General features: G+C 66.4%; 18 protein-coding genes. 10 read left to right on the top strand and 8 right to left on the bottom strand.

Going from position 1 to position 18,996, the window contains the following annotated elements; genetic code table 11:
• Positions 1-36 precede the first annotated feature (36 nt).
• Positions 37-927 (bottom strand): 3-oxoacyl-ACP reductase, encoded by an 891-nt coding sequence (locus tag C5O27_RS08270; RefSeq protein WP_127962447.1) that lies wholly within the window; start codon positions 925-927, stop codon positions 37-39.
• An 82-nt stretch (positions 928-1,009) separates the two neighbouring features.
• Positions 1,010-1,204: a ferredoxin gene (locus C5O27_RS08265; RefSeq protein WP_006866217.1), complete on the bottom strand. Its 195-nt coding sequence runs from the start codon at positions 1,202-1,204 to the stop codon at positions 1,010-1,012.
• Positions 1,205-1,349: 145 nt separating this feature from the next.
• On the opposite strand from C5O27_RS08265, the gene C5O27_RS08260 reads away from it, so the two are divergent.
• From C5O27_RS08260 to C5O27_RS08235, 5 genes are all read left to right on the top strand, one after another.
• Positions 1,350-2,555 (top strand): acyl-CoA dehydrogenase family protein, encoded by a 1,206-nt coding sequence (locus C5O27_RS08260; RefSeq protein WP_006866218.1) that lies wholly within the window; start codon positions 1,350-1,352, stop codon positions 2,553-2,555.
• A 26-nt stretch (positions 2,556-2,581) separates the two neighbouring features.
• Positions 2,582-3,703 (top strand): acyl-CoA dehydrogenase family protein, encoded by a 1,122-nt coding sequence (locus C5O27_RS08255; RefSeq protein ID WP_127962446.1) that lies wholly within the window; start codon positions 2,582-2,584, stop codon positions 3,701-3,703.
• A complete protein-coding gene (locus C5O27_RS08250; protein ID WP_127962445.1) occupies positions 3,700-5,226 on the top strand; it encodes an AMP-binding protein in 1,527 nt (508 codons plus the stop codon). The genes C5O27_RS08255 and C5O27_RS08250 overlap by 4 nt, the downstream gene beginning before the upstream one ends.
• Before the next feature lie 634 nt (positions 5,227-5,860).
• Positions 5,861-7,252 carry a hypothetical protein gene (locus tag C5O27_RS08240; RefSeq protein ID WP_127962444.1) on the top strand — a complete coding sequence of 464 codons (1,392 nt, stop codon included), beginning with the start codon at positions 5,861-5,863 and terminating at the stop codon, positions 7,250-7,252.
• Positions 7,253-7,601: 349 nt separating this feature from the next.
• A complete protein-coding gene (locus C5O27_RS08235) occupies positions 7,602-7,844 on the top strand; it encodes a hypothetical protein (protein WP_127962443.1) in 243 nt (80 codons plus the stop codon).
• Positions 7,845-8,030: 186 nt separating this feature from the next.
• Here C5O27_RS08235 and C5O27_RS08230 read toward each other — a convergent pair whose 3' ends face one another.
• Positions 8,031-9,170, bottom strand: coding sequence for an NAD(P)H-dependent flavin oxidoreductase (locus C5O27_RS08230; RefSeq protein ID WP_127962442.1), 1,140 nt, complete (start codon positions 9,168-9,170; stop codon positions 8,031-8,033).
• Between the two features lie 54 nt (positions 9,171-9,224).
• The gene (locus tag C5O27_RS08225; RefSeq protein WP_006360680.1) at positions 9,225-10,850 is read right to left on the bottom strand and encodes an acyl-CoA synthetase; all 1,626 of its coding nucleotides are present in this window, start codon (positions 10,848-10,850) and stop codon (positions 9,225-9,227) included.
• A gap of 61 nt (positions 10,851-10,911) precedes the next feature.
• On the opposite strand from C5O27_RS08225, the gene C5O27_RS08220 reads away from it, so the two are divergent.
• Positions 10,912-11,733 carry a crotonase/enoyl-CoA hydratase family protein gene (locus C5O27_RS08220; RefSeq protein WP_042377526.1) on the top strand — a complete coding sequence of 274 codons (822 nt, stop codon included), beginning with the start codon at positions 10,912-10,914 and terminating at the stop codon, positions 11,731-11,733.
• 16 nt (positions 11,734-11,749) lie between these two features.
• The gene (locus C5O27_RS08215) at positions 11,750-12,751 is read left to right on the top strand and encodes a TIGR03617 family F420-dependent LLM class oxidoreductase (RefSeq protein ID WP_006360682.1); all 1,002 of its coding nucleotides are present in this window, start codon (positions 11,750-11,752) and stop codon (positions 12,749-12,751) included.
• 15 nt (positions 12,752-12,766) lie between these two features.
• Here the strand turns inward: C5O27_RS08215 and C5O27_RS08210 are convergent, their stop codons facing one another.
• Positions 12,767-13,804 carry an LLM class F420-dependent oxidoreductase gene (locus C5O27_RS08210; protein ID WP_127962441.1) on the bottom strand — a complete coding sequence of 346 codons (1,038 nt, stop codon included), beginning with the start codon at positions 13,802-13,804 and terminating at the stop codon, positions 12,767-12,769.
• Between the two features lie 93 nt (positions 13,805-13,897).
• Between C5O27_RS08210 and C5O27_RS08205 the strand changes: the two genes are divergently transcribed.
• The 3 genes from C5O27_RS08205 to C5O27_RS08195 are packed head-to-tail and all read left to right on the top strand — an operon-like array spanning position 13,898 to position 17,168.
• Positions 13,898-14,941: a Zn-ribbon domain-containing OB-fold protein gene (locus tag C5O27_RS08205; RefSeq protein ID WP_127962440.1), complete on the top strand. Its 1,044-nt coding sequence runs from the start codon at positions 13,898-13,900 to the stop codon at positions 14,939-14,941.
• Complete coding sequence (locus C5O27_RS08200; protein WP_127962439.1) at positions 14,941-15,990, top strand: thiolase domain-containing protein; 1,050 nt, start codon at positions 14,941-14,943, stop codon at positions 15,988-15,990. The genes C5O27_RS08205 and C5O27_RS08200 overlap by 1 nt, the downstream gene beginning before the upstream one ends.
• Positions 15,990-17,168, top strand: a complete 1,179-nt coding sequence (locus tag C5O27_RS08195; RefSeq protein WP_035754616.1) for a thiolase domain-containing protein — start codon at positions 15,990-15,992, stop codon at positions 17,166-17,168. The genes C5O27_RS08200 and C5O27_RS08195 overlap by 1 nt, the downstream gene beginning before the upstream one ends.
• Positions 17,169-17,211: 43 nt before the next feature.
• Here C5O27_RS08195 and C5O27_RS08190 read toward each other — a convergent pair whose 3' ends face one another.
• The 3 genes from C5O27_RS08190 to C5O27_RS08180 are packed head-to-tail and all read right to left on the bottom strand — an operon-like array spanning position 17,212 to position 18,856.
• A complete protein-coding gene (locus C5O27_RS08190; protein ID WP_127962438.1) occupies positions 17,212-17,760 on the bottom strand; it encodes a carboxymuconolactone decarboxylase family protein in 549 nt (182 codons plus the stop codon).
• Entirely contained in the window at positions 17,757-18,380 is a 624-nt protein-coding gene (locus C5O27_RS08185) for a hypothetical protein (protein ID WP_127962437.1), read from the bottom strand. Before C5O27_RS08185 ends, C5O27_RS08190 begins: the two co-directional genes overlap by 4 nt.
• Positions 18,377-18,856: an RNA polymerase sigma factor gene (locus C5O27_RS08180; RefSeq protein WP_006360689.1), complete on the bottom strand. Its 480-nt coding sequence runs from the start codon at positions 18,854-18,856 to the stop codon at positions 18,377-18,379. Before C5O27_RS08180 ends, C5O27_RS08185 begins: the two co-directional genes overlap by 4 nt.
• Positions 18,857-18,996 lie beyond the last annotated feature (140 nt).

Raw genomic sequence — 18,996 nt, 5'->3', positions numbered from 1 at the left:
TCGCGAAACCTATCACGCAGAATCCCGACGAAACGCTCAGTTGACCAGAGCGCTTGCCGAGAAAGTGCGTCCGGGATCGCGATCGGCGAAGAAGCCCGTGAGGGTCTTGGCCAAGTCGTCGGAGTCCCAGGCATCGCCGTCGGCGGTGAACACCTCGTCGACCGTGGGTGCCGCCATGAGGGTGACCTTGGGGCCGTACACGACGAACACCTGACCGGTGACGCCGTCGGCCTCGGGTCCGGCGAGGTAGCTCACGAGCCGGACCACATGTGCTGGATCGAGCGGATCGACGCCGTCGGTGGGCGCGTCTCCGAAGACGTCCGCGGTCATCGCGGTACGCGCACGCGGGCAGATCGCGTTGGCGCGGACGCCGTAACGCTTGAGTGCTCGCGATGCGGACAGCGTGAGCGCGGTGATGCCGGCCTTGGCGGCACCGTAGTTGGCCTGCCCCTCGGGGCCGAGCAGCCCGGCCTCCGAGGAGGTGTTGATGATCCGGCCGTAGACCGGTCCACCAGCGGCCTTCGACGCGGCACGCCAGTGCGACGCCGCATTGCGGTTGAGCAGGAAGTGGCCACGCAGGTGAACGCGGATGACCAGATCCCACTCGCCGTCGGTCATGTTGAACAGCATCTTGTCGCGGACCACGCCCGCGTTGTTCACGACGATGTCGAGCGAACCGAGCTGTTCGGTGGCCGCGGCCATGATGGCACTCGCGGTGGACGAATCGCTGATGTCACCCCCGACGGCGACCGCGCGGCCGCCGGCCGACGTGATCGTGTCGATGACATCGCTCGAATCAAGCGCTGCCGGAAGGTCGTTCACCACGACCGTGGCACCTTCCGCGGCGAGGCCGATGGCCTCCGCCCGACCGAGACCTGCACCTGCACCGGTGACGACCGCGACGCGCCCGTCCAACGAGTTACCCACCCGACATTCCTCCTGAGCTGAAACTAGAACCTGTTCTAGCATGATTCCCGGTCGGATGGAACCGAACGGGAGTTCAGCTCAGTCAGTCCTCCTCGACCGAGAGTGCGGACTTGGGGCAGTTGGCCGCCACCTGTCGCAGTTCCTCGACACGGTCCGCAGGGATCTCTTCTTGGAGAATGACCAGGTAATCGTCATCGTCCAGGTCGAAGAAGTCCGGTGCCATCCCCACACAGATGGCATTGGACTCGCAAAGGTCGAAATCTGCCTTGATACGCATCAGAACCTTCTCCTCACCGGCTCGTCGCCTGTTGACGGGGCTGCCAGAACAGGTTAGAACGTGTTTCAGAAACTAGACGAGCCTTACCCCCATAACTTGACCACAAGCGGGGTCCGGACGCTAGCCACAGACCCATGGAGTTTCGATGCGAATCGCCTATACCGATCAACAGTCCGAGCTCCGGCGGGAGCTCCGCGCGTACTTCTCGAACCTGATGACCGAGGACCGCCGGGCCGCCCTGTCCGGCGGTGACGGTGGCGAACTCGGTGAGGGCGACGCCTACCGCGACGTCGTCGAACAGATGGGCGCCGACGGTTGGCTCGCCCTGGGCTGGCCCACCGAGTTCGGCGGTCAGAACCGTTCGATGATGGATCAGCTGATCTTCACCGACGAGGCCGCCATCGCTGGTGCGCCGGTCCCGTTCCTCACCATCAACTCCGTGGCGCCGACGATCATGCACTACGGCACCGACGAGCAGAAGTCCTTCTTCCTGCCGCGCATCGCCGCAGGTAAGTTGCACTTCTCCATCGGCTACTCCGAGCCGGGCGCCGGTACCGATCTCGCCGCACTGCGCACCACCGCGGTCCTCGACGGTGACGACTACGTGATCAACGGCCAGAAGATGTGGACCAGCCTGGTCCCCTACGCCGACTACATCTGGCTCGCCTGCCGCACCGATCCGTCGACGCTGCAGGAAGGCGGCAAGAAGCACAAGGGCATCTCGGTGCTCATCGTGCCGACCACCGCCGAGGGCTTCAGCTACACGCCGGTGCACACGATGTCCGGCGTCGACACCAGCGCCACCTACTACCAGGACGTGCGGGTACCGACGTCCTCGGTGGTCGGCGAGGTCGGTGGCGGCTGGCCGCTAGTCACCAACCAGCTCAACAACGAGCGGGTCGCCCTGTGCAGCGCCGCGCCGATCCAGACCGCCCTGCGCGAGACGATCGCCTGGGCCCAGCAGACCAAGACCGGCGACGGTCAGCGCGTCATCGACGCCCCGTGGGTCCAGCAGAACCTGGCCCGGGTGCATGCGAAGGTCGAGTTCCTCAAGCTCATCAACTGGAAGATCGCCTCGGCGGCCAGTTCCGGCGGCGCGCCGTCGCCGGCCGACGCCTCGGCGACCAAGGTGTACGGCACCGAGTTCGCGACCGAGGCCTACCGCCTGCTCATGGAAGTCGTCGGCCCGGCCGCGACGCTGCGCGCCGGCAGCCCCGGCGCCCACATCAACGGTCGCCTCGAACGCTTCCAGCGCACCTCGCTGATCCTCACCTTCGGTGGCGGCACCAACGAGATCCAGCGCGACATCATCGCCATGCTCGCCCTCGGCCTGCCGCACCAGCGTCGCTGACCCCACCCTCGAAAAGGCTCTCCACCATGGACTTCTCCCTCCCCGAATCCGGTGACGACGTCCGCGGCCTGGCCCGCGACATCGCCACCTCCGTCAGCACGCCCGAACGCGTCGCCGACCTCGAGTCGACCCGCGCGCCGATCGACTCCGATCTCTGGCAGCAACTAGGCAGCGCCGGTCTGCTGGGACTCGAACTGTCGTCGGCGGCCGTCGGCGATGCCGGTGGCGACCTGAGCGTCATCGAGAACGCCCTCGTCGCAACCGAACTCGGCCGGGTGCTCGCACGGGTGCCGTTCGGCCAGCACGCGGTGGCCGCGCTGCCCGTGATCGCCGCACACGGTTCGTCCGGTCTGCGGGACCGGGTGCTGGCGTCCGCCGCGTCGGGTGGTCTCGTCGTGTCGGTGGCCATCGAGGAGGACCTGGGTTCGCCGACCGACTCCCCCACCACGACGCTCTCCTCCGACGGCTCCCGACTGTCCGGCGTCAAGGTCGGCGTGCCCTACGCCGAGGCAGCGGATCTGTTGCTGGTCAACGCAACCGGCCCCGACGGAGTCGTCGTGGTGGCGGTTCCCACCACCGCGGACGGCATCCGGATCACCGCCACCCCGGCGACCGGCCTGATCCCCACCGCACACGTCGAGTTCGCCGACGTTCCCGTCGATTCCGACGCCGTGCTGGCGGGTTCGGACGTGGCCGACGCGCTTCGGGTCCGGGTGACGCTGGCCTGCAGCGCCGAGCAGACGGGCGTGGTGGGGCGCGCACTCGAGTTGACCGCCGAATACGCCCGTGAACGTGAGCAGTTCGGTCGCGCGATCGGCTCGTTCCAGGCCGTCGCCCAGCGTCTGGCCGATGGGTACATCGATGCCCAGGGTCTCGCCCTGACCACCACGCAGGCCGCCTGGCTGCTGGCCAACTCGGACAATCCGGGTGAGATCAACAATGCGATCGCCACCGCCAAGTTCTGGGCCGCTGAAGCCGGTCATCGGATCGCGCACACAACGGTGCATGTCCACGGCGGCGTCGGCCTCGACACCAGCCACCCGGTCCACCGGTACTTCCTGCGCGCCAAGCACAACGAGTTCGCCTACGGTTCGGCGACCGCGTCGGTGCGCGCCATCGGCACCGAGTTGGCCGCCACCCCGGCGTGAGCGTCTCGGGAGCCGTGACCCAGCGGTCCACGGTCGCCGGCCTGCTGGCCGACCTGTCCGCCGTGACCGATCGCGGTGTGCACTTCGAGGAGTCGTTCACCCCCTGGGCGCGGCATCTGCACGACGCCGCGGTCCGCGCCGGCGTCCTGCTCGAGTGGTTGTCGCCGGAGCGACCTCCACACGTCGGCGTACTGCTCTCCAACACAGCAGAATTCGCCGCCCTGTTCGCGGCCGCGGCACGGCACGGATTCGTCCTCGTCGGATTGAACACGACCCGCCGAGGAGCCGCGCTCGCGGCCGATGTCGCACGCGCCGACTGCCAGATCGTGCTGTACGGCAACGACACCCGCGAGTTGCTGACCGACGTCGACCTCGGCGATGTCCGCGTCGTCGACGTCGACGGGCGGGAGTGGTCGTCGGCGGTCTCTGCCGCTGCTGCGGCGCCGCTTGCCGAGGCTTCACCCGACGATCTGCTGATGCTGATCTTCACGTCGGGAACCACCGGCGATCCGAAGGCCGTGCGTTGCACCCATCGCACCTTCGCGGTCAGCGGACCGATGCTCGCCGAGCGTTTCGAGATCGGCGCCGACGACGTCGTCTATCTGTCGATGCCGATGTTCCACTCGAACGCGATGATCGCGGGCTGGAGTGTGGCAGTGGCCAGCGGTGCGTCGATCGCGTTGCGCCGCAGCTTCTCCGCGCGCGGCTTCGTCGCCGACCTCCACCGCTACGGCGTGACCTACGCCAACTATGTCGGCAAGCCCCTCAACTACATCCTCGCCACCGACCCGCACCCCGACGACGCATCGAGTTCACTGCGGATCATGTACGGCAACGAGGCGTCGGCGGTGGACCGGAAGCGATTCGCCGAGCGGTTCGGTTGCCGCGTCGTCGACGGATTCGGCTCCACCGAAGGCGGTGTCGCAATCACGCGTACCCCGGACACCCCGCACGACGCGCTGGGTCCCCTGCGTGCGCCGACGGCCGTCGTCGATGTCGACACCGGGGAACCGGTGGCACCCGGCGTGATCGGCGAGATCGTGAACTCTTCGGGGTCGGGATTGTTCGCCGGCTACTACAACGATCCCGACGCGACCGCGGGACGCATGCGCGACGGCGTCTACCACACCGGCGACCTCGCCTGGGTCGACGACGGCTACCTGCACTTCGCCGGACGCCTGGGAGATTGGTTGCGCGTCGACGGTGAGAACCTCGGCACCGGACCCATCGAACGAATCCTGCTGCGGCATCCCGCGATCCGACAGGCCGCGGTGCACGGGGTTCCGGTGGAGATCGGCGACGAGATCGAGGCGGTGGTCGTCGTAGACGGAAGCCTGAACCCCGACGACTTCGCCGAGTTCCTCTCCGCGCAGGACGATCTCGGCCCGAAACAGTGGCCACATCGCGTGCGGATCGTCGACGCGCTGCCCGAGACCGCGACCTTCAAGACCGTCAAGCGCCTGCTCGCGGCGAATCCGGAGCCGCCCACCTGGCGGCGCGACGGTCACACCTACCGCCCCTGACGCAAACCCTCCCCTTTTCCGTAAACCCGCCCCTCGCTAACGGGGCGGATTTACTGAAAAGGGGTGGGTTTGTGGGGCGCCTGTGCCCGCGATCCTGCCGCTGCATGTGGATCGTTCCCCCGCGAACCCACTGGTCACCACTAGTGTGAACGACGTCGAAGACGGCTAAACGCCAGGACTGCGTTGTGCGTGCTAGCTTCGACCGGAACATTCGGGGGAGATGATGTCAGAACTGATCGTAGAGCCGCCGTCGCTGGTTTCGGCCGCCACCCAGATTCACGACTGTGCGACCCGTATCGGCGAACTCGGCCTCAATGCTGGCCTCGGAACCAGCTTTATGACTCAAACGTTCAGCACACTCGCTGGCTCTTTCCGAGGCGCGACTGACGACATGTCAGGTATCGCTGCGCACGGTGATCGTCTAATCCAAAGCTCCTTGTCGACTGCCTCCAATGCTGTATCAGCATTCGCAGAGCTGGTGATGGCATGCCGAAACACCACCGTCGAAACGGATCAGAGCAGCGGGAAGCTCATCCGCGACGCGGTCGCGTACCCCGCACGTGTCGGACCTGCGACAGACCACCCGGTTCCGGTGCCAATCCTGATGGACGTACTCACGAGGGCGCCACGTTAGATGCCGCCTAGCTACAACGAAGTCACGTCATGGAAGCCCTCAAACCTCGTCTCCATCGCGAACGGGATATTCGCGCTCAAAGCGAGCCTCGACCTGGAAGCACCTCTAGCCGGGAACCCAGTCCTCGACCTCACCCCCGCTGAATGGACAGGCGAGGCCCGAGGACCAGCTGATTCGAGAGCAGAATCGGTCACGCGATGGCTGAGGAACGTCGCGGACGAGTATGGCGATCTGGCATCCGTCGCCACTTCCGGAGCGGCGAATATAGAGAGTGCTGTTACCACACTCAAGAACGCTACGGAGGCGGCGGGCGACCAAGGTTATATCCTCGACCGCGGAAGCCGCGAGTACACCGTTACGTTCGACCCGAACACGGCCCCGTCCGGCGCCGAGTACAGCGCAGATCTCGCCTTCCAACATCAATCGGCTTTGCGTGCTCACGGCACGGCAGCCGACCAGGCAGTTACCGACACCAAAAACGCGATTGAATCGGCGCTCAGCGAAATCGGTGGAATCACCCCTGCGTCCATCGCTACCGCCAGCGGCACCATGACGCGAACAACCAATCAGGCGAAGGCCTTTGAGCAGGTATACGGCTACATGCCCGCCACGGCGAACGACTGGCGCATTGCCGCCGCCCTCGATCCGCACAGTTACGACCCGAAGAACAAGGGCGTGCCGCCGGCTATCAGTGTCATAAAGATAAGACCTGTCCCCGGGCAAGGCGTTGTAGCCACTGGATTGTTCATTCCTATTGACGAGGTCATCGCCGGTATGAAAGCGGACAAACCGCTGCCACTCCCTAGGAATCTAGGCGACAATCGCGAATTCGATGTCAACTTCGCACCCGAAGACACCCGCGTGTCATACTTCATCGATTATGAGAATGGCGTAATCGTCGCACGCCAAAATCCATCTGTCGATGAGCACGGCAATGTGAAGACCGGGACGCCCTCGGTCAAGGCCAGCCAACTGGCTGACGGAACGGTCGCAATCGCCTACGAAGGTTCAGATCCACTGGCCCCTGAGATCGCAGCGGACCTCGGTTGGTCCGTGAATGGCCAGACCATTGTGACACCTGAGGCCGGCGGCGCTCGCGTTTCAGGCGAGGCCACAGACTATCCGTCGATGGAGACGTACCAGCATCTACCTGACGGCCGCACTGAGGTCCTTCACCGCGACGACGCGGGCGACCACGACAAGACCGGACCTATGTTGAACCTCAAGTTCCATCACGACTACGGAGACTACGACAATGACCTCGATCGCTTTCCGACGGAGAAGTACACGTCACCTGGCAATCACTCGTATCCGATTGACCTAGGCAACATTACCGGCATGACCGACCTGGGTAGCGCGGACGATCCTCCTGAGCTTGAAGGAGCGCGATGAATCGCCAAGACGTTCTCGGTCTGACGAGGTTTTCTTTCTCCGACTCTTATCACCCCTTCGGCCGATGACTCCAGAGGAGAGTCAAAACGACTCGAACCGTCACGCACCCCAAACCACCTTCGTGGTGCAAACGTTCATGGCCGTCCTACTGATGTACGTGACATTCCTGATACCCAACGTCATCCCGGCATGGCCAGCTGTCGCCTCGCGCTTACTTCTTCTGGCGGGAACCCTTGTTATCTCGTGCGCCCTCCTGGCGATCGGGAAGCCGTGGCGGGAATGGCCTGCAATCATCTCAGGAACAGTTTTCGCCAGCGCTGTTCTGTTGACCGTCCTGGAGTCTTGACTGATGGATAAGCGATTCTTCGGACCTGTGACGCCGTTCGTCACTGTCGCAGCATCAGCGGTATCTCTACTCGCATACACGCTCCTTTGGGCGCCGGGACTGGTCCTCGACATACTTCTGTTTCTTGCTGGCGCAATCGGGATGTACGCGCACGGGAAAACGAGGCATATTTGCACCGGCGTCGCGATCGGAACTCTTTTTGTCCTTGGAGGTCTCGCGATAGCATTCTTCGTCGTGATGGTTTGACGACGCGGCTTTTCCAGGCCCCCTGGCACCGAGGGCAACCAGCTAACAAGGGATGATTGCGTCCGTCAAAATCGTGGCGGCCGGCGCTGTACCTACCGCCCCTGACACAAACCCACCCCTTTTCCGTATACCCGCCCGTCGTCGTCGGGGCGTGTTTGAGGAAAAGGGATGGGTTTGTGGAGCGGGTCAGCTGTGGAGCGTCTTGTTCATCCGGCCGACGGCCTCCTCGTACTCGCTCACGAGGTCCGCGATGAGATCGGCGACCGGGGTGATCGCGTTGCAGCGCCCGACGATCTGGCCTGCCGGCATCGCGACGACGTCTGGGTTGTCGGCAGCCGAGATCCGCGCGTGCGCCTCCGCGACGAGCAGGTTCTGCAACGGCATCGGCAACGGCTCGGGTGCGTTGTCGGCGTCCCAGGCGTCAGTCCAGGCGGTCTTCAGGAGGCGGGCGGGCTTGCCGGAGTAGATACGACGACGCACGGTGTCCCGCGACGTCGCCTTGAGCAGCGCCTGCTGCACGGTGGACGGCTTGTCCGATCCCTCCGGCACTCCGAGCTTGTACTCGGCAGCGGTGAGCCAGTAGGTCCCCATCCACACGCCCTGCGCACCCAGCGCGATCGCAGCTGCGATCTGGCGGCCGCTACCGACGCCGCCGGCGGCGAGCACCGGCGCGGTGTCGCCGACCGCGTCGACGAGTTCGGGCCACAGGATCATCGAGGTGACCTCGCCGGTGTGTCCGCCACCCTCGTATCCCTGGGCGATGACGATGTCGACGCCGGCCTCGACGTGGTGCAGCGCATGGTCTTTCGCGCCCGCGAGCGCGGCGACCAGCACGCCGTTGTCGTGTGCGGTCTGGATGATTTCCGACGGCGGCGAACCGAGAGCGTTCGCGATCAGCTTGATCTGCCCGTACTTACGACGATGCTCCATGGCGACGTCGACATGCGAGCGGGCCACCGAGTGCAGCCAACCCAGCACGCCCGCATTGACGCGGTCCTCACCGGGCAGTGGCGGAACGCCGAGGTCGTCGAGCGTGCGCTCCACGAACGCCCGATGTTCCGGCGGGATCATCGAATCCAGGTCGACCTTGGAACCCTCGGTCGGGATCTTGGCCGGCATCACGATGTCGACGCCGAACGGCTTACCGTCGGTGTTCTCGTGCATCCACTCGAGGACCTCGTCGAGTTCCTCGGCCTCGTTGAACCGCACGCACCCGAGCACGCCGAGTCCGCCGGCACGGCTGATCGCGGCCGCGACATCCTGACTGGGCGTGAACCCGAAGATCGGGTATTCGATGCCGAACTTGTCGGCGAGTTCTGTACGCATTTTTGCTACTACTCGTTTCCGGCGCTCTACAGCGCCTCTGTCAGATTTTCGGCGCTACAGCGCTTCGTCGGCGGGTCGTTCGGCAGTGACCGCCGCCCCCCAGCGATAGTCGGGTTTTCCTGCGGGCGAACGCTTGATCTCATCGACGAACCAGACGCTGCGCGGGCACTTGTAGCCCGCGAGTTCCTTGCGCACGACGTCGTTGAGGCTCTCCAGGGATGGTCGGGCTCCGTCGCGCGCGGCGATCACCGCGGCGACGCGCTGACCCCAACGGTCGTCGGCGACGCCCACCACGACGGTGTCGAAGACGTCGGGATGTGCCTTGAGCGCACCCTCGACCTCCTCCGGGAAGACCTTTTCGCCGCCGGTGTTGATCGACACCGATCCACGGCCGAGCATCGTGATGCTGCCATCGGCCTCGAGTACAGCGTTGTCACCCGGCAGCGAGTAGCGCACGCCGTTGAAGACCTTGAACGTCTTGGCCGACTTCTCCGGATCGTTGTGATAGCGCAGCGGCACATGCCCGGACCGCGCCAGCACCCCGACCTCGCCGCTGCCCGGCTCCACCGGCGTACCGTCCTCGCGGAGAACGTGGGTCTCGCTGTCGGCGTTCACGCGCGGGCCACCGGTGTGCGGGGTGCCCTTCGCGACGATGCCCAGACCGCCGAAGCCGGTTTCCGACGAGCCGATCGCATCGACGATCACCGCGTTCGGGAATCGTTCCAGGAACTGCTCTTTCACACTCGGCGAGAACAGACAGGCCGACGAGGCGATCGAGACGACACTCGACAGGTCGTACTCCTCGCCCTGTCCGAGCGCCTCGACCATGGGGCGCCCCATGGCATCTCCGGTGATGAACACGACGTTGACCTTGTGTCGCTCGACGATCTCCCAGGCCGACGACCCGCTGAACTCGGGGTACACCACGGCTTTTCCGCCGGCGAACAGCGACTGGAAGATCGCCCACTGCGAGCCGCCGTGGATGAACGGCGGGATCGGGTACCGAACCAGCTGGCCGCCGTCGGCGCCGGTCTTGGCGAGGTGCCACTCGTCGGGGATGGGTTCGCTGGTGTACCAGTCGATTCCGCCGCCGAGGACGCGCCACACGTCCTCCTGACGCCAGACGACGCCCTTCGGTTTCCCGGTGGTGCCGCCGGTGTAGAGCATGTACAGGTCGTCGTTCGACCGCTCCTCGAAATCGCGTTCCGACGACGACTCGGCGATGGCGTCCTCGTAGCGGATCGCGTCGCCGTGGCCCTCACAGCACAGGTCTTCCGACGTCCCGTCCTCGATGGCGATGCGGTACTCGATGGAGGGCGATTTCGGTAACGTGTTGCACACCCGCGGCGAGTAGCGGCGCTCGTGGATCAGGACCTTCATCCCGGAGTCGGTGAAGATGTGCTCCAATTCGGCCTCGACATAGCGGTAGTTCACGTTCACCATGACCGCCCGGGCCTTGAAGATCGCGATCATCGACTCGACCGACTCGATGGTGTTTCTGCTGTACAGGCCGACCCGGTCGCCGGGTTGCACACCCAGCGCGCGCAGCTTGTGGGCGAGCGCGTTCGACCGCGCCTCGAGCTCCGCATATGTCCGGCTGTGGTCGCCGGATTCCAGCGCGACGCGCTCGGGTACCAGGTCGACGGCATGCTCGATGAGATCGGCGATCGTATAGGCCATGGCTCAAAATTAGAACGTGTTATCGTTCTGGGCAAGTGCGGAATATGACCGGGAGACAGCGATGACCACAGCCACCCCCACCGAGTCCGTCACCGACAAGGCTCCCGAGTGCCTCGTCGAGAAGCGCGGACACATTCTCATCGTCACGATGAACCGTCCGGAGGCGCGTAACGCGCTCTCCACCGAGATGATGCGGATCATGACCGAGGCCTGGGATCAGGTCGATTCCGATCCCGACATCCGGGTCGCGATCCTCACCGGCGCGGGCGGTTACTTCTGCGCCGGGGCCGACCTGAAGAGCATGAACAAGAAGGCCCCCGGTGACACCGTCGACTCCGGCGCCTGGAACCCCGCGTCGCTGCCGGCGCTGCTGAAGGGCCGTCGCCTGACCAAGCCGCTGATCGCCGCGGTCGAGGGCCCGGCCATCGCCGGCGGTACCGAGATCTTGCAGGGAACCGACATCCGCATCGCCGGCGAGAGCGCCAAGTTCGGTGTGTCCGAAGCGCGTTGGGGCCTCTACCCGATGGGCGGCAGCGCGGTCCGCCTCGTCCGCCAGATTCCCTACACCGTCGCTTGCGACATCCTGCTGACCGGCCGTCACGTCACCGCACGCGAGGCCCTCGAGTACGGCCTCATCGGCCACGTCGTCGAGGACGGCAAGGCACTCGACAAGGCGCTCGAGCTGGCCGAGAAGATCGCCGCCAACGGTCCGCTCGCCGTCCAGGGCATCCTCAAGACCATCCGCGACACCGAGGGTCTGCACGAACTCGACGCCTTCGAGCTCGACGCGAAGATCGGCGTCGCGGTCTTCAAGTCGAAGGACGCCAAGGTCGGACCCCGCGCGTTCGCGGAGAAGCGCACCCCGGAGTTCACCGGAGAGTGAGAGCCACCCACCGCCGGTGAGAATCCACACCGCACTTTTCGGTCCACAGCACGCGGCCGAACGCACCCGGGCGTTACGGGACGTCGGAGTCGACGGGGTGTTCACGTTCGACGGCCCGCACGACGTCTTCAGCCCGCTGTTCGGCGCGTCCGGCGTCGACGACGTCGCGCTGATGACCAACGTCGCGATCGCGTTCCCACGCAATCCGATCACGGTCGCCCATCAGGCCAATGATCTCCAGCTGCTCAGCGGCGGCCGGTTCACGCTCGGGCTGGGGACTCAGATCCGCCCGCAGATCGAGAAGCGGTTCGGGGTGCCGTTCGAGCGTCCGGTCGACCGCATGGTCGAATTCGTCGCCGCTTTACGCGCGATCTTCGACTGCTGGCAGAACGGCGCCCGCCTCGACTTCGACGGCGAGTTCTACCGCCATCGGCTCATGACGCCGATGTTCAACCCCGGACCGAATCCGCACGGGCTGCCACCGATCTTCGTCGGCGCCCTGGGACCGCGCCTCACCCGCGCCGTCGCCGAACATGCGGACGGCCTGCTCGTCATGCCGTTCACCACCGACCGGTTCGTCCGCGAATCGATCCTGCCGCGTGTCGACGCCGGCCTGGCGGCGTCGGGGCGTCGTCGTGAGGACTTCTCGGTGATGCCGGAGATCATCGTGGCCACCGGTCGTACCGAGGAGGAGTTCGAGACCTCGGTCGACGCGGCCCGGCGCCTGCTGTCGTTCTACGGCTCCACACCGGCCTATCGGCCGGTGCTGGAGTTGCACGGCTACGGCGACCTCCAGACCGAACTCAACCTGCTGTCGAAGCAGGGCCGCTGGGCCGAGATGGTCGGACTCGTCGACGACGAGCTCCTCGAGCTCATCGTCGCCCACGGCAGCCCCCGCGACGTGGCCGCGACGATCCGCGCACGATCGGATGACATCGCCACGGATGTCGCCATCTACCAACCGTTCCCGCTCGCCGACGAGACGCTCGCCGAGATCATGGACGGCCTCGAGGCGTAGCGCCCCAAACACGGATCACACCAGCGTCGCCAGCTGCCGGATGGTGTCGGTGTCGCGGGCGGTGACCATCAGCATGGTGACGCCGGCGGCCTCCCATTCCTTGATCTGTGCGCGGACCTCGTCGGCGGTGCCGACGAGCATCGTCTCGCGGACCATCTCGTCGGGGACCGCGGCCATCGCCTCGGCCTTCTTGCCGCCGAGGAACAGACTCACGATCTCGTCGACCGCATCGCCGTAACCCATCCGCTTGTAGAGCTCAGCGTGAAAGTTCTTCTCCTTGGCGCCCATTCCGCCGACGTACAGCGCGGTCGACGACCGATACCGTTCGATCGCCGACGCGACGTCGTCGGTGATGACGACCTGCACGGTGGCTGCGACCTCGAAGTCCTCACGGCTGCGGCGGGCGCCCGGACGCGCGAATCCCTCGTCGAGCCAGGAGTTGTACTGATCGGCCAGTCCGAGGCTGAAGAAGATGGCGAGCCAGCCGTCGGCGATCTCGGCGGTCTGCGCGACGTTCTTCGGACCTTCGGCACCGAGCCAGATCGGGAGGTCGGCCCGCAGCGGGTGCGTGATCGGCTTGAGCGGCTTGCCGAGTCCGGTGGCACCGGGCGCGTCGGCGGGATACGGCAGCGGATAGTGCGGCCCGTCGTTGGTCACCTTGTCGGCACGCGCGAGCACGTCGCGGACCACCTGAACGTATTCGCGGGTGCGCGCCAACGGTTTTCCGAACGGTTCGCCGTACCAGCCCTCCACCACCTGCGGCCCGGAGACACCGAGGCCGACGATATGCCGGCCGTTCGACAGGTGATCCAGGGTCAACGCATGCATTGCCAGCGATGTCGGCGGCCGTGCCGACAACTGGGCCACCGCGGTGCCGAGCCGGATGCGCGACGTCGCCGCGCCCCACCACGCCAGCGGTGTGTAAGCGTCCGATCCCCAGGACTCCGCGGTGAACACCGCGTCGAACCCGCACTCCTCCGCGACCGCGATCAACTTCGGCGCGTTCGGGATCGGATCGGCGCCCCAATAACCGAGTTGCAGACCGAGCTTCACTCGCACTCCCCTCTCGCCGGACCATGGAGATTCTCACGGCCTGACATGCACCTTGTGTCCAATACTAGAACGTGTTCTACTCAAGTTGTGAGCATGAGCGTAACGTCTCCCGCCGCCGGCAACCCCATCGCCAGTCCCGTTGCCACGGTGCCCGAGCCGAAGTCCCCGATCCTGACCGCTCCCCTGATCAACTCCTTCGACTACACCCGGTCGCTGGGCCCGGTGCTGAGCCAGTTCGCGCTCGCACTGCGCGACGGCCGGATCGTGGGATCGAAGGGCAGCGACGGCAAGGTGTCCGTGCCGCCGGTCGAGTTCGATCCCGTCACCGGACAACAGTGGACGGAGATCGTGGAGGTCTCGACCGTCGGCACCGTCACCAGCTGGACCTGGCACGACGACCCGGTGCCCGGGCAGCCGCTCGACAAGCCGTTCGCGTGGGCCCTGATCAAACTCGACGGCGCGGACACCGCACTGCTGCATGCGGTTTCGGTCGACTCCCCGTCGGACATCTCGACCGGCCAGCGCGTGCACGCGGTGTTCTCCGCAGCACGGATCGGTCGCATCGACGACATCGCCCACTTCGCGCCGGGCGAGAGCACCGACGCCGCACCGGAGAACACCGCCGAGGCACCGAAGGGCGCCGACACCGGCCTCGTCGTCATCCCGACCCCCGTCAGGACCGAGATCACGCACTCCGCCAACGAGGAGGAGTCCGTCTACCTCGAAGGGCTGAAGGCGGGCAAGCTGATCGGTACCCGGATCGGTTCCGGCGTCGACGAGGGCCGCGTCTACTTCCCGCCCCGCGGGGTGAGCCCCGCCGACGGGGCGCCGGCCGTCGAACGCGTCGAACTCGCGCACACCGGCATCGTGACGACCTTCTGCATCGTCAACGTGCCGTTCCAGGGCCAGCGGATCAAACCGCCGTACGTCGCGGCCTACGTGCTGCTCGACGGCGCCGACATCCCCTTCCTGCACCTGATCCTCGACTGCGAGGCCGCCGACGTCCGAATGGGCATGCGGGTCAAGGCCGTTTGGCTGCCCGAGGACGAGTGGGAGCACTCGATCGGCAACATCAGCCACTTCGCCCCCACCGGTGAACCCGACGCCGAGTACGAGACCTACAAGGATCACCTCTGATGACACTGCCACCGATCGCGATCATCGGGTTCGCCCACAGCCCCAACGTGGAGGGGACCCACGGCACCACCAACGGTGTCGAGATGCTCATCCCTTGCTTCGACAAGCTCTACGCCGAACTGGGCATCAACCGGACCGACATCGAGTTCTGGTGTAGCGGATCGTCGGATTACCTTGCCGGCCGCGCGTTCTCGTTCATCTCCGCCATCGACTCGATCGGCGCGATGCCGCCCATCAACGAGTCGCACGTCGAGATGGACGGCGCCTGGGCGCTGTACGAGGCCTGGGTGAAGATCGCCACCGGCGAGGTCGACCTGGCGCTCGCCTACGGCTTCGGCAAGGCCTCCGCGGGCAACACCGACCAGACCCTCGCCCTGCAGACCGACCCCTACACGGTCGCGCCGCTGCATCCCGACGCCCGGTCGCTGGCCGCGCTGCAGGCGCGTGCCGGTATCGACGCCGGGACCTGGACCGAGGCCGACATGGCCGCCATCGGCGCCCGCACCTCCGGCGGATCGGTCGACGATCTGCTGGCCGGTGAGTACGTCGCGAATCCGTTGCGCCGCCACGACATCGCGCCCTACACCGACGCGGCCGCCGCGGTCGTCATCGCGAGTGAGCGCAAAGCCCGCGAGCTGGTGGCGAATCCGGCGTTCGTCACCGGGTGGGACCACCGCATCGACACGCCGAACTTCGGGGCCCGGGATCTCACCGTCTCGCCGTCGACCAAGTTGGCCGGCGACACCGCCTTCGGTGACCGCAGCCGCGCGGTCGACGTCGCCGAGATCCACGCGCCGTACTCGCATCAGGAGATCATCGTGCGCAATGCCCTCGATCTGCCGGATTCGGTGCGGATCAACCCGTCCGGCGGCGCACTCGCCGGCAACTCGCTGTTCTCGGCCGGCCTGCAGCGCATCGGCTATGCAGCCCACGAGATCCTCAGCGGCAACGCCGGAACCGCCGTCGCCCACGCGACCAGCGGTCCGCTGCTGCAGCAGAACATGGTGGTCACCCTGAGCGCCCAGAACAACTCCGGAGGCGGGAACTGATGGGACACAAGAACCGTGCGGCCGTCCTCGGTACCGGCCAGACCCGATACGTCGCCAAGCGTTCCGACGTCACGATGGCCGGGATGGTCCGCGAGGCCATCGACGCGGCACTGATCGACTCCAAGGTCTCTCTCGACGACATCGACGCGATCGTCATCGGCAAGGCCCCCGACCTCTTCGAGGGGTCGATGATGCCCGAACTCGCGATGGCCGAAGCCATCGGCGCGGTCGGCAAGCGTCTGATCCGCGTGCACACCGCCGGCTCGGTCGGTGGTTCGACGGCGAACGTCGCTGCGTCCCTGGTTTTCGCCGGCGTCCACAAGCGCGTGCTCGCCGTCGCCTGGGAGAAGCAGTCCGAGTCCAATGCGATGTGGGCGCTGTCGATCCCGGTGCCGTTCACCAAGCCGGTCGGCGCCGGCGCGGGCGGCTTCTTCGCCCCGCACGTGCGCTCCTACATCCGCCAGTCGGGTGCACCCGAACACATCGGCGCGATGGTCGCGGCGAAGGATCGCCGCAACGGCGCCCTCAATCCCCTGGCGCACCTGCATCAGCCGGATCAGAGCGTCGAGAAGGTCATGAGCTCGCAGATGCTCTGGGACCCCATCCGTTACGACGAGACGTGCCCGTCGTCGGACGGTGCGTGTGCGGTCGTGATCGGTGACGAGCAGGTCGCCGATGACGCGGTCGCCGCCGGCAACCCGGTCGCCTGGATTCACGCCACCGCGATGCGCACCGAGCCGCTGTCCTACGCACATCGCAACGTGGTGAGCCCTCAGGCCGGGCGGGATGCCGCGGCCGCCCTGTGGAAGTCGGGTGGGATCAGCAACCCGCTCGAAGAAGTCGACGTGGCCGAGATCTACGTGCCGTTCTCGTGGTTCGAACCGATGTGGCTGGAGAACCTCGGCTTCGCCGCCGAGGGCCAGGGCTGGAAGCTGACCGAGTCGGGCGACACCGAGATCGGTGGTCGCATCCCGCTCAACGCCTCGGGCGGCGTGCTGTCGTCGAACCCGATCGGCGCGTCGGGCATGATCCGCTTCGCCGAAGCCGCGATCCAGGTCATGGGCAAGGCCGGCGACCACCAGGTCGACGGTGCCCGCAAGGCCCTGGGTCACGCCTACGGCGGTGGCTCACAGTACTTCTCGATGTGGCTCGTCGGGGCCGACAAGCCGCTGCACTGACCGGCGTTTCGTGGCATTCATGCGCGCCGTGTGCGCATGAATGCTACGAAACCCGTTCGGGCAGAGCGCAAGCCATCCCGTCCGACATCCCGGTCGGGCGGACGCCCAACGACTGGTTGAGGCGAGCCCGCTGGTTCTCCCAGGCGACGGTCATCGCGAGTTCGACGATCTGCGTCTCCGTGAGGTGTGCACCGAGGCGTCGACGCAGGTCCGCGAGATCATCCCCCACTGCTGGGGTCAGGGTCATCGCCTCGGCGTAGGCGATGACGAGTTTCTCCAGATCGCTGTAGGCCGCCGAGTTCTGATAGCGCGGAAGGTCGCGCATCTGTTGTTCGGTGACGCCGGAACTCGCGGCCAGCGCCGATCCGATGTCGAGACAGAACTCGCAGCTCACCATCCCGGCGGCCTTGAGTTCGGCGAGCTCTTTGAGTTTCGGGTCCACCTTGTTGGACAGCAGCATCGCGCTCTCCACCCCGACCGTAGCCCCGGCGAGCAGCGGGCGGCGCCCGAGATGCCGGATGAGGTCGGTGCGATGACGTTTCGCCTGCCCGAACGCGCGGATGAAGTGTCGGATTCGATGTAGTGATCTCATACCGGTTCTTCCCGTCCTCGCCGGTGGCTGTAACGCCACGCGATCAAGTACGTGACCAGCAGAACGATCGCCGCCAGCCCCGCCGACCCGTGCGCCACGGCCCCCCACGCGAAGACCCCGATCTCGTGCACGCCACGGCCGCCCATGACCAGCCCGAGCGGCACCCCGACGACGACCGCCACCGGCAACCAGTGCCGACGCGTCGACGCCACCGCGATCGCGGCACCGATCGCGATGAACGCGAGGCCGCCGTCGATCATCGCGTGCTGGTTGTACGGCTCGCCGAGCGAGGTCGAGATCCACTCGCCTGCAACCATGTTCACCACACCGCGGACGACCAGCACGATGCCCAGCACGGCTGCGGAAACCTGCGCGAGCGACCATCGCCACCGACTGTCCCGCGGCCTCGCCTCGGCGACCCGTCGTTCGACGGCGGCGTACGTCGACGCGGACGGCTCGCGCCGGAACGCGTTCGCCAGCACCACCAGGTCGGGGTCCACCGACCCCGGCCGGGGGGAGCCGGCCAGGACTGCTGCGATGTCGTCGTCGAGACGCGCAGCGGCGGCGACCTCGACAGGGTCGAAGGCCACGTCGGCCTCGTACGGATCAGGCGACGTCACTGTGGCATCACCTCCCTCAGCTTCGCCACGCCCCGGTAGACGAGCATCCGGGCGGCGGTCGCCGAGATACCCATCGCCGCTCCGATCTCCTCCGAGGTCAGCTCGGTGGCGAATCGCAGCGTGACCGCCTCACGCTCCCGGGCGGTGAGCACCCACAACCGGCTTCGGACATCCTCGACGTCTGCGGCCCGCAGCATCGCCGTCTCCGGATCATCCGCGGCGGCCCCGCGCCGGTCGATGTCGACATCCACCTCGGCCACGGGCACCTCCCGGGCATTGCGTGCCCACCAGTCCGCGACGACGTGTCTGGCGATCCCGATGAGCCACCCGCCGATCGTGCCGCGCCGATCGTCGAAGCCGCCCCGCGAACGAATCGCCTTGGCGAACACCTCCGCGGTCACATCGTCGGCGTCGGCGTCTCCGGGCACGCGTGTGCGCACGTAGCGCCAGACCCCCGCAACGTGTTCGCGGTACACCGCGTCGAACTGGTCGATCGCGCCGGACTCCGAGTCCTCACACCTTTCGTGTCGACGTTCCCTCGACTCATCTTCCGCCCGGCACCGCCGGCTGTAACGACGGATCGGACGAAAGAACCGCGGGCGGGACAGGTGACGTG

Source organism: Gordonia alkanivorans, assembly GCF_004011905.1.
GTDB classification, from domain to species: Bacteria; Actinomycetota; Actinomycetes; order Mycobacteriales; family Mycobacteriaceae; genus Gordonia; species Gordonia alkanivorans.
This window is presented reverse-complemented; position numbering and strand designations above follow the sequence as displayed.